The organism is Kitasatospora putterlickiae, from assembly GCF_039527695.1.
Taxonomy (GTDB): domain Bacteria; phylum Actinomycetota; class Actinomycetes; order Streptomycetales; family Streptomycetaceae; genus Kitasatospora; species Kitasatospora putterlickiae.
The window spans coordinates 78,045-90,052 of sequence record NZ_BAAAKJ010000186.1; the positions used below are offsets into that span (position 1 = coordinate 78,045).

Sequence of the window (12,008 nt, forward strand, 5' to 3'; positions counted from 1 at the left end):
CTGACATGGCAGAGAACACCGAGCAGCAGGAGAAGATCGCCCGCTATCTCAAGAAGATGGCGAGTGATCTCAACCAGGCCCGTGCGCGCCTGCGCGAGTACGAGTCGCGCGACGGCGAGCCGATCGCGATCGTCGGCATGAGCTGCCGCTACCCGGGCGGGGTGACCTCCCCCGAGGAGCTGTGGCAGCTGGTCGCCGAGGGCCGGGACGGCATCGGCCCGTTCCCGACCGACCGCGGCTGGGACCTGGAGAAGCTGTACGACCCGGACCCCGACCGGCTCGGCACCGTGTACGCCCGGGAGGGCGGATTCATCGACGGTGCCGCCGAGTTCGACGCGGAGTTCTTCGGGATCAGCCCGCGCGAGGCGACCGCGATGGACCCGCAGCAGCGTCTGCTGCTGGAGTCGGCCTGGGAGGCGCTGGAGGACTCGGGCATCGACCCGCACACCCTGCGCGGCAGCTCCACCGGTGTCTTCTGCGGCGTCGGCCCGTCCGACTACGCGGCCATGCCGGCCGGCGCCCTGCCCGAGATCGAGGGCTTCCGCCTGACCGGTTCCACCACCAGCGTGGTGTCCGGCCGCATGGCGTACGCGCTCGGCCTGGAGGGCCCGGCGGTGTCCGTCGACACCGCCTGCTCCGCCTCGGCGGTTGCCCTGCACCTGGCGGTGAACGCGCTGCGGGCGGGCGAGTGCTCGCTGGCACTCGCCGGTGGCGTGACCGTCCTCGCCGGGCCGTTCCTGCACATGGAGTTCAGCCGTCAGCGTGGCCTCGCGCCGGACGGACGCTGCAAGGCGTACTCGGCTTCGGCGGACGGGACCGGGTTCTCGGACGGCCTCGGCCTGGTGGTCCTGGAGCGGATGTCGGACGCGCGGCGCAACGGGCGTCGCATTTTGGGCCTGATCCGGGGCAGTGCCGTCAACCAGGACGGCGCGAGCAACGGGCTGACGGCTCCGAACGGCCCCTCGCAGGAGCGGGTGATCCGGGCGGCGCTGGCGAACGCCGGACTGGCCACCGCCGACATCGACACGGTCGAGGGCCACGGCACCGGCACGGTGCTCGGCGACCCGATCGAGGCGCAGGCGCTGCTGGCCACCTACGGGCGTGAGCGCGAGGGTGAGCCGCTGTGGCTCGGCTCGATCAAGTCCAACATCGGGCACACCTCGACCGCCGCCGGTGTGGCGGGTGTGATCAAGATGGTGATGGCGATGCGGCACGGTGTGCTGCCGCAGACCTTGCACGTCGATGCGCCGACGCCGCATGTGGAGTGGGAGTCGGGCCGGGTCGAGCTGCTGACCGCGGCCCGGGAGTGGTCGGTCGCCGAGGGACGTCCACGGCGCGCCGCGGTGTCGTCGTTCGGTGTGAGCGGGACCAACGCGCACATCATCCTGGAGGAGGCTCCGGCGGAGGAGTCTTCGGAGGCGCCCGAGGTCGTTCGGCCTGTGGGTGTGGTGCCGGTGGTGTTGTCGGCGCGGACGGATGCGGCGCTGCGGGAGCAGGTGGAGCGGCTGCGGTCGCACCTGGTGGCGCGGCCGGAGCTGTCGGTCGGCGATGTGGCGTTCTCGTCGGTTGCTTCGCGTGCGTTGCTGGAGCGGCGTGCGGTCGTGGTGGCCTCGGGGCGGGACGAGCTCGTGGAGCGGCTGGCCGGGGTTTCGGCCGGTACGGCCGCTGTCGCGGGCAAGTCGGCGTTCCTGTTCACGGGGCAGGGCTCGCAGCGCGGTGGGATGGGCCTGGAGCTGGCCGGGGCGTTCCCGGTGTTCGAGCGGGCGCTGGCCGAGGTCTGCGTGGAGCTGGATGCGCGTCTGGGCCGTTCGGTGCGGGAGTTGATCGCGGCCGGCGGTGATGACCTGAATGCCACGGAGTTCACGCAGGCGGCGTTGTTCGCGGTCGAGGTGGCGTTGTTCCGTCTGGTGGAGTCGTTGGGCCTGCGGGCGGACTTCCTGGTGGGGCATTCGGTGGGTGAGATCGCGGCCGCGCATGTCGCGGGTGTGCTCTCGCTCGCGGACGCGGCCGAACTCGTGGTCGCGCGTGGCCGGTTGATGGGCGCGCTGCCTGCCGGCGGTGCGATGGTCGCGGTGCAGGCGGGTGAGGCCGAGGTCGCCGACTCGCTGGCCGGCTTCGAGGGACGGCTGGAGATCGCCGCGATCAACGCGCCCACCGCGCTGGTGGTTTCGGGCGATGCGGACGCCGTCGAGGAGTGGCTTCCGAGGGTCGAGGGTCGTAAGACGACGCGCCTGCGGGTCTCGCACGCGTTCCACTCGCCCCGCATGGAGCCGATGCTGGACGAATTCCGCCTGGTGGCGGAGAAGTTGACGTATTCGGCGCCCACCATTCCGGTGGTCTCGAACGTCACCGGTGCGGTGGTGGAGGAGTTCGACGCCGAGTACTGGGTGCGGCACGTCCGTCAGGCGGTGCGCTTCGCCGATGGCGTCAACACCCTCTGGGAGCGGGGGGTTCGCCGGTTCCTGGAACTCGGCCCGGACGCGGTGCTCACCGCGATGGCCCGCCAGTGCGTCGACGAGGACGCGGGGGCGGTCTTCGTTCCGGCCCTGCGCGCGAAGCAGGGCGAGCGGGAGACCTTCGCGGGCTTCCTGGGCCACGCCCACACGGCCGGCGTCACCGTGGACTGGGAGGCCTTCTACGCGGGCACCGACGCCCAGCGCGTCGACCTGCCGACCTACGCCTTCCAGCACGAGCGCTACTGGCTGATGCCGTCCGCACTGGGCGGCGACGTCACGGGCGCCGGGCTCATCGCCGTCGAGCACCCCGTCCTGGCCGGCCGCGCGCTCGTCGGCGACCGCGACGAGTGGCTGTTCACCGGCCGCATCTCGACGCAGGCCCAACCGTGGACGCGCGACCACGTCGTGATGGGCACCGTCGTGGTGCCCGGCGTGGCGCTGGTCGAGATGAGCCTGGCCGCCGGCCGCGAGGTCGGCTGCCCGGTGCTGGACGAGCTCGTCATCGAGGCCCCGCTGGTCCTGGACGACACCGCGGCGCGCCGACTGCAGATCGTCGTCGGGAACGCCGACGAGGACGGGCGCCGCGAGTTCGTCATCTTCTCGCGCGTCGAGGGAGACGCCCCCGACAAGCCGGGCGACGCGGTCTGCCACGGTCGCGGCTGGCTGGGAACGGACGCCCTCTCCGTCCCCGCCTGGGACGTCGAATGGCCGCCGCCGGGCGCGGAGTCGCTCGCCCCGGAGGCGCTCTACACCCGCATGACCGAGATCGGTTACGACTACGGCACCCTCTTCCAGGGCGTGATCGAGGCGTGGCAGGACGAGGACGCCGTCTACGTCGAGTTGGCCCTGCCGGACGACGCGGACACCCAGTCGGGCTTCGGCATCCACCCGGGGCTCTTCGACTCCGCCGTGCAGAGCTCGCTCTTCGGGGAGAAGCCCGACGACACCCTCGTCATGCCGTTCTCGTGGAACGGCGTCCAGCTCCACCGGAGGGGCGTCTCGCGGGCCCGTGCCCGGCTCACCCCCGCCGGCGAGGCCGCGTTCCGCATCGAGATCGTCGACGAGGACGACGAGCCGGTGCTCAGCATGGACCAGCTCGTGTTCCGCCCGGTCGACCGGGCGCAGCTGAAGCGGGCCGGCGGGACGCAGACCCCGCTGTACCGGCTCGGCTGGGCGCCGGTGGCGTCCGGCACCGGCGAGGCCGTCCGGGTGGCGGTGCTGGGCGAGGCGGGCGTCGAGGGCGAGCGGTTCGCGGACCTGGCCGCGCTGGGCAAGGCGCTGGCCGAGGGTGGCCAGGCGCCGCAGCTGGTCGTGGCCTCGGTGGACACCTCGGTCGGGAGCGCGGCCGAGGCCGTCACCCGGGCGCTGGCGCTGGTGAGGTCCTGGCTGGTGGACGACTGGTCGGGCGAGGCCCGGCTGGCCGTGCTGACGCGTGGCGCGGTGTCGGTGGACGGCGAGGCGGCGGATGTCGCCCAGGCGGCGGTGTGGGGTCTGCTGCGCAGTGCGCAGTCGGAGCATCCGGGCCGGTTCCTGCTGGTCGACGCGGACGGCTCCGCACCGGACTGGGCCGCGCTGCTGGACGGCGACGAGCCGCAGGTGGCGTTGCGCGACGGCAAGGTGCTGGCGCCGCGCCTGGCGAAGGCCCCGGCCGAGGGGCCTGCGGTCGGGTTCGACACCGAGGGCACGGTTCTGGTCACCGGTGGTACGGGTGGTCTGGGTGCGGTGTTCGCGCGGCACCTGGCGGCGGCGTACGGGGTGCGGCACCTGCTGCTGCTGAGCCGGCGTGGCCCGGCGGCCGAGGGTGTGTCCGAACTGGTTTCGGAGCTGGCGGAGTTGGGCGCGGTGGCGGAGGTCGTCGCGTGCGACGCCGCTGACCGTGAGCAACTGGCGTCGGTGCTGGGTGGGCTGGAGCGTCCGCTGACGGCGGTCGTGCACGCGGCCGGTGTGCTGGATGACGGCACGGTCGAGTCGTTGTCGTCGGAGCAGGTCGGGCGGGTGCTGCGGCCGAAGGTCGAAGCGGCCTGGCATCTGCACGAGTTGACGGCTTCCGCCGATCTGAAGGCGTTCGTGCTGTTCTCGTCGGTGGCGGCGCTGATCGGCAGTCCCGGTCAGGGCAACTACGCGGCGGCGAACTCGGCGTTGGACGCGTTGGCGGTCTCCCGTCGTGCGGCGGGTCTGCCGGCGGTCTCGCTGGCGTGGGGTCTGTGGTCCGAAGCCGGTGGCATGGCGGCTCAGTTGAGTGGCGCGGAGCTGGCGCGGCTGGAGAGGATGGGGACGAAGCCGCTGACGGCCGAGCTCGGTCTGGGCCTGTTCGACCGGGCCCTGGCCTCGGACGCGGCTCTGCTCGCGCCCGTCCAGCTGGACACCGCCGTCCTGCGCCAGCAGGCCCGGGCGGGCTTGCTGCCGCCGCTGCTGCGCGGCCTCGCGCCCGTCCCGGCCCGGCGCGCGGAGCACGGCGGATCGCTGGCCCGCCGGCTCGCGGGCGTGCCGGAGGCGGACCGCGAGCGGGTGGTGCTCGACCTGGTGCTGGCGCAGGTCGCGGACGTGCTCGGCCACGCCTCGGCCGCCGCGATCGACCCGGAGCGCGCCTTCCAGGAGATCGGCTTCGACTCGCTGAGCGCCGTCGAGCTGCGCAACCGGCTCGGCCAGTCCACCGGCGTGCGCCTGCCCGCCACCCTGGTGTTCGACCACCCGTCCCCCGCGGCGGTGGCGCGCCTGCTGGTCGCGCAGATCACGGTGGAGCCCGCGAGCGGCCGTCCGAAGGCCACCCGTGCGCGGCGCGTCGACTCCGCCGAGCCGCTGGCGATCGTCGGCATGAGCTGCCGGTTCCCGGGCGGGGTGTCCTCGCCGGACGAGCTGTGGCAGCTGGTCGCCGAAGGCCGGGACGCGATGGGCCCGTTCCCGTCCGACCGCGGCTGGGACCTGGCCAACCTGTACGACCCGGACCCCGACCACGCGGGCACGGCGTACACCCGGGCCGGCGGATTCGTGCACGGCATCGGCGAGTTCGACGCCGAGTTCTTCGGCATCAGCCCGCGCGAGGCGACCGCCACCGACCCGCAGCAGCGCCTGCTGCTCGAAGCCTCCTGGGAGGCCTTCGAACACGCCGGCATCGACCCGACCTCGCTGCGCGGCAGCAACACCGGCGTCTTCTGCGGCACCGTTCCCTCGGGCTACCACTCCACGATGGCACCGGAGCTGGAGGGCTACCACCTCACCGGTACCACTACCAGCGTGGTCTCCGGCCGGATCGCCTACTCGCTCGGCCTGGAGGGCCCGGCGGTGTCCGTCGACACCGCCTGCTCCTCCTCCTCGGTCGCCCTGCACTTCGCCTCCCAGTCCCTGCACGCGGGCGAATGCGAACTGGCCCTGGTCGGCGGCATCTCGCTGATGGCCACGCCGGACCTGCTCGTCGGCTTCAGTCGCCAGCGCGGCCTCTCCGAGGACGGGCGCTGCAAGGCGTACTCGTCCGACGCGGACGGCACCGGCTTTTCGGACGGCATGGGCCTGCTCGTGTTGGAACGGTTGTCGGACGCGCGGCGCAACGGGCGGAAGATCCTTGGCGTGATCCGGGGCAGTGCGGTGAACCAGGACGGTGCGTCGAACGGTCTGACGGCGCCCAACGGGCCCTCGCAGGAGCGGGTGATCCGGGCGGCGCTGGCGAACGCCGGGCTGTCGGCGGCCGAGGTCGACGCGGTCGAGGGCCACGGCACCGGCACCAGGCTGGGCGACCCGATCGAGGCCCAGGCCCTGCTGGCCACCTACGGCCGGGACCGTGCCGGGGAGCCGCTGTGGCTGGGCTCGATCAAGTCCAACATCGGGCACACCTCGGCTGCGGCCGGCGTCGCCGGTGTGATCAAGATGGTGATGGCGATGCGGCACGGTGTGCTGCCCGCCACGCTGCACGTGGACGAGCCCTCGCCGCACGTGGAGTGGACGTCGGGTCGGGTCGAGTTGCTGACGGAGGCGCGGGACTGGCCGGTGGTGGACGGGCGGCCGCGTCGTGCGGCGGTGTCGTCGTTCGGTGTCAGTGGTACGAACACGCACGTGATCCTGGAGGAGGCGCCGGCGGCCGAGGAGGTGCCGGTCGTGGAGCCGGTTCCGGTGGTCGGTGCGGTGGCGGTGCCGGTGTCGGGTCGCAGTGCGGCGGCGGTGCGGGCGCAGGCGGAGCGGTTGCGGGCGCATCTGGTGGCGCGGCCCGAGTTGTCGCCGGCCGATGTGGGGTTCTCGGCCGCGACGACGCGGGCCCAGCTGGAGCACCGGGGTGTGGTGGCGGCGGCCGACCGTGAGCAGTTGCTGGCGGGTCTGGCGGCGCTGTCGCTGGGCGAGCCCTCGCCGCTGGTGGTGGAGGGCCGTTCGGCCGGTGGCACGGTGAAGCCGGTGTTCGTGTTCCCCGGTCAGGGGGCGCAGTGGGTCGGCATGGCGGTCGAACTTTTGGACTCCGCGCCGGTGTTCGCGGCGGAGATCGCGGCGTGTGGTGACGCGCTGGCCGAGTTCGTCGACTGGAAGCTGGAGGACGTGCTCCGCGGCAAGGAGGGCGCGCCCACCCTGGAGCGGGTGGATGTGGTCCAGCCGGCGCTGTTCGCCGTCATGGTCAGCCTCGCGGCCCTGTGGCGCTCGTACGGTGTGGAGCCTGCGGCGGTCGTCGGGCACTCGCAGGGCGAGATCGCGGCGGCGTATGTCGCGGGCGGGTTGTCGCTGCGTGACGCGGCCCGGATCGTCGCGGTGCGCAGCCAGTTGGTGCGCGACAAGCTCGCGGGGCTGGGCGGCATGATGTCGGTGGCCCTGCCCGTCGACCGGGTCGAGGAGCTGCTGGCGCCGTACGCGGGCCGCCTCTCCGTCGCCGCCGTCAACGGCCCCTCCGCCGTCGTCGTCGCGGGTGAACCCGACGCGCTGGACGAGGTGTTCGAGGCCTGCGAGCGCGACGGCGTCCGCGCCCGCAAGGTCAAGGTCGACTACGCCTCGCACTCGGCGCAGGTCGAGATCATCGAGACCGAGCTGCTCGCCGCCCTGTCGCCGGTCGAGCCGATCAGCGGCCGGATCCCGTTCTTCTCCACCGTCGTGGGCGAGTTCATCGACACCACCACGATGGACGCCGCGTACTGGTACAAGAACCTGCGCGGCCAGGTCGGCTTCGAGCCGGCCGTCCGTGCGCTGATCGACCAGGGCATGGGCTGCTTCGTCGAGGCGTCCCCGCACCCGGTGCTGACCATGGCGGTCGAGGATGCCGTCGAGGCGGCCGAGGCCAACGGCCGGGTGTCGGTGGTCGGTTCGCTGAAGCGGGAGGAGGGCGGCCTGCCGCGCTTCCTGCTCTCCCTCGGCCAGGCGCACGCCGCCGGGGTGAAGGTCGACTGGGAGTCCGCGTTCGCCGCCACCGGCGCCCGGATCGTCGACCTGCCGACGTACGCCTTTCAGCGGGAGACCTACTGGCTGACGCCGTCCGCGCAGGGCGGTGACGTCGTCGCGGCCGGCCTGGACCGCATGGAGCACCCGGTGCTGGCGGCGGCCGTGCAGGTCGGCGACCGTGACGAGTGGGTGTTCACCGGCCGGTTCTCCGCGCAGGGGCAGCCGTGGGTGCGCGACCACGTGGTCCTGGGCATGGTGATCGTCCCGGGCACCGCGTGGGTGGAGCTGGTCGCGGCGGCCGGTCGCCGGGTGGGTGTGCCGGTGGTGGACGAGCTGGTGATGGAGTCGCCGCTGCTGCTGGAGGAGGGCGCCGCCGCGCAGTTGCGCGTCACGGTGGGCGTCGCGGGTACGGACGGCCGCCGTGAGGTGGCGGTGTTCGCCCGCCCGGAGCCGGCGGCGGCCGAGGAGGCCGTCGAGGCGGTCTGCCACGCCCGTGGCTGGCTGGCGGCCGAGGGTGCCGCTCCGGCGGCCTGGCTGCCGACCGAGTGGCCGCCCGCCGGGGGCACGGAGATGACCGGCGGCGCGCTGTACGCGGGCATGGCCGAGCTCGGCTTCGACTACGGCCCGGTGTTCCAGGGCGTGCGGACGGCCTGGCGCGTCGGCTCAGAGGTGTTCGCCGAGGTGGCCCTGCCGGGCGACACCGGCGGCGAGGGCTTCGCCCTGCACCCGGCGTTGTTCGACGCGACGCTGCACGGCGCGTTCGCGGAGAAGGGCGCGGACGGTGGCGCGACCCTGCTGCCGTTCTCGTGGTCGAAGGTGACCGGCGGGCGGCCGGGCCTCTCCCGGGTCCGGGTGCGGATCTCGCCCGCCGGCGACTCTGCTCTGCGGGTGGACGTGGTGTCCGAGCAGGGCGAGCCGGTGCTGAGCCTGGAGCGGCTGGACATGCGCCCGGTGGACCTCTCGCAGCTGGAGCGGCTGCGGCGCGGTGGCGCCCAGTCGGTGTACCGGCTGGACTGGGCGCCGGTGGCGCTCGGTGCGGCGCAGCCCGTCCGGCCGGCGGTGCTGGGCGGGGCGGGTGTCGAGGGCGAGGCGTTCGCCGACCTGGCGGCGCTGGAGCAGGCACTCGCCGAGGGCGGCCCGAGGCCGCCGCTGGTCGTGGCGTCCGTCGCCACCCCGGCGGGGAACGAGGCCGACGCGGCCCGCGAGGCCGTGGCCGAGGCGCTGGGGCTGGTGCAGCGGTGGCTGGCCGCCGACTGGACGGCCGAGGTGCGGCTGGCCCTGGTCACCCGGAACGCGGTGTCCGTGGACGGCGAGGCGGCGGATGTCGCCCAGGCCGCGCTCTGGGGCCTGCTGCGCAGCGCGCAGTCCGAGAACCCGGACCGGTTCCTGCTGGTCGACCTGGACGGGGGGACGCCCGACTGGGGCGCGCTGCTGGACGGCGACGAGCCGCAGGTGGCGCTGCGTGGCGGCCGGGTGCTGGCGCCGCGCCTGGTGAAGGCGTCCATCGGCGAGTCGGCGGTGGAGTTCGACGCCGAGGGCACGGTGGTGATCACCGGCGGTACGGGTGGCCTGGGCGCGGTCTTCGCCCGGCACCTCGCCGCCGCCCGTGGCGTGCGGCACCTGCTGCTGCTGAGCCGCAGCGGGCCGCGGGCCGCCGGCGCCGCCGAACTGGTGGCCGAGCTGGCGGAGTCGGGCGCCACCGCGCGGGTGGTCGCCTGCGACGTGTCCGACCGCGAGCAACTGGCCGCCGCACTCGGGCAGCTGGAGCACCCGGTGACGGCCGTCGTGCACGCCGCCGGTGTGCTCGACGACGGCGTGATCGCCTCTCTGTCGCCCGCGCAGGTCGACCGCGTGATGCGACCGAAGCTCGAAGCCGCCTGGCACCTGCACGAGTTGACCGCCGGCGCCGAGCTGACGGCGTTCGTGCTGTTCTCCTCGGTGTCCGCCCTCATCGGCAGCCCGGGCCAGGCGAACTACGCGGCCGCGAACTCGGCGCTGGACGCGCTGGCCGCGTCCCGTCGGGCCGCCGGCCTGCCGGCGACCTCGCTCGCCTGGGGCCTGTGGTCCGGAACGGCCGGCATGGCCGCCCAGTTGGGCGAGGACGAGTTCGCCCGCCTGGAGCGGATGGGTGTCGGCGCGCTGACCCCGGAGACCGGCCCGGCACTGTTCGACCGGTCGTTGGACGTGGACGCCGCAGTGGTGGCCCCGGTGCTGCTGGACACCACCGTGCTGCGCGCCCAGGCCCGCGCCGGGATGCTGCCGCCGCTGCTGCGCGGCCTGGTCCGGCTGCCGGCCCGGGCCGCCGACGCCGGGGCGAGCGTGCTGGCGCAGCGGCTGGCGGCCGTACCCGAGGCGGAGCGCGCGGGGATCGTGCTGGAGGCCGTCCAGGCGCAGGTCGCGGCCGTCCTCGGCCACGCCTCGGCGGCCGTGATCGAGCCGGACCGGGCCTTCAAGGACCTCGGCTTCGACTCGCTCGGCGCCGTCGAACTGCGCAACCGGCTCGCCCAGTCCACGGGCGTGCGACTGCCGGCGACGCTGGTCTTCGACCACCCGACGCCGGCGGCGGTGGCGGACCTGCTGCTGTCGGAGCTGGGCGGCGGGGAGCCGGCCGAGCCGCCGATCGACCAGGAGGTCCGGCGGCTGGAGGAGATGCTCGCCGCCAGCTCGGCGGAGGAGCAGCAGCGGGTGGCCAAGCGCCTGCGCACCCTGCTGTCGGCCATCAGCGCCGGAGCCGCGGCAGCGGCCGCGGGCACCGGCGAGGGCGAGCCGGCGAGCAGGGCGCAGAGCGAGCGGGAGCAGCTCCAGGCGGCGACCACCGCCGAGGACCTGTTCCGCATGATCGATGTTCAGCTGGGCGACGAGTGACGGGGGACACGGAGATGACGACGGAGAACGTCGACCAGCAGGAGAAGCTGGTCCGCTACCTCAGGAAGGTCGCGCTCGAACTCAACGAGACCAGAGCGCAGTTGGAGGAGGCGGAGTCCCGGGCGACCGAGCCGCTGGCCATCATCGGCATGAGCTGCCGCTACCCGGGCGGGGTGTCCTCGCCGGACGGGCTGTGGGAGCTGGTCGCCGAGGGGCGCGACGCCATCGCGCCGCTGCCCGACGACCGCGGCTGGGACCTGGAGCGGCTGTACAGCCCCGACCCGGAGCAGCCCGGGACGGTCTACGCCCGGGGCGGCGGATTCGTCGACCGCATCGGCGAGTTCGACGCGGAGTTCTTCGGGATCTCGCCGCGCGAGGCGACCGCGATGGACCCGCAGCAGCGCCTGCTGCTCGAAGCCTCCTGGGAGGCCTTCGAGGACGCCCGGATCGACGTCGGCACGCTGCGCGGCAGCGACACCGGCGTGTACTGCGGGCTGAGCGTCACCGACTACGGCATGGGGCAGGAGCGCGCCCTGCCGGAGATCGAGGGCTTCCAGCTCACCGGCGGGGCGGCGAGCGTGTCCTCGGGCCGGATCTCCTACCTGCTCGGCCTGGAGGGCCCGGCGGTGTCCGTCGACACGGCCTGCTCGTCCTCCTCGGTGGCGATGCACATGGCCGTGCAGGCGCTGCGGGGCGGCGAGTGCTCGCTCGCCCTGGCGGGCGGCGTGACGCTGATGCCCAGCCCGTTCATGCTGCGCGAGTTCAGCCGCCAGCGCGGTCTGGCCGAGGACGGGCGCTGCAAGGCGTACGCGTCCTCGGCGGACGGCACCGGCTTCTCGGACGGCCTGGGCCTGCTCGTGCTGGAGCGCCTGTCGGACGCCCGCCGCAACGGGCGCCGCATCCACGGCCTGATCCGGGGCACCGCGATCAACCAGGACGGTGCCAGCAACGGCCTCACCGCGCCCAACGGCCCCTCGCAGGAGCGGGTGATCCGGGCGGCGCTGGCCAGCGCGGGCCTGTCGCTCGCCGACGTCGACGCGGTCGAGGGCCACGGCACCGGCACCAGGCTGGGCGACCCGATCGAGGCGCAGGCCCTCCTGGCGACCTACGGCCGCGAGCGCGCCGGGGACGAGCCGCTGTGGCTGGGCTCGATCAAGTCGAACATCGGCCACACCTCGGCGGGCGCCGGCGTGGCGGGCGTGATCAAGATGGTGCTGGCGATGCGGCACGGGCTGCTGCCCGCCACGCTGCACGTGGACGAGCCGTCCTCGCACGTGGACTGGGAGTCCGGCCGGGTCGAGCTGCTGACCGAGGCCCGGAAGTGGCCGGCGGGCGAGCGGG

General features: G+C 74.1%; 2 protein-coding genes. Both read left to right on the forward strand.

The window, feature by feature from the left end; genetic code table 11:
* The first annotated feature begins 5 nt into the window (after nucleotides 1-5).
* Nucleotides 6-10,667: an SDR family NAD(P)-dependent oxidoreductase gene (locus ABD308_RS18805; protein WP_344335962.1), complete on the forward strand. Its 10,662-nt coding sequence runs from the start codon at nucleotides 6-8 to the stop codon at nucleotides 10,665-10,667.
* Nucleotides 10,668-10,681: 14 nt separating this feature from the next.
* Nucleotides 10,682-12,008: type I polyketide synthase (locus tag ABD308_RS18810; RefSeq protein ID WP_344335964.1), on the forward strand; the 1,327-nt coding region annotated here is incomplete at its 3' end.

Bases quoted from the DNA above. Each gene is read 5' to 3' on its own strand.
- ABD308_RS18805 (WP_344335962.1), top strand. From the start codon at position 6: ATGGCAGAGAACACCGAGCAGCAGGAGAAGATCGCCCGCTATCTCAAG.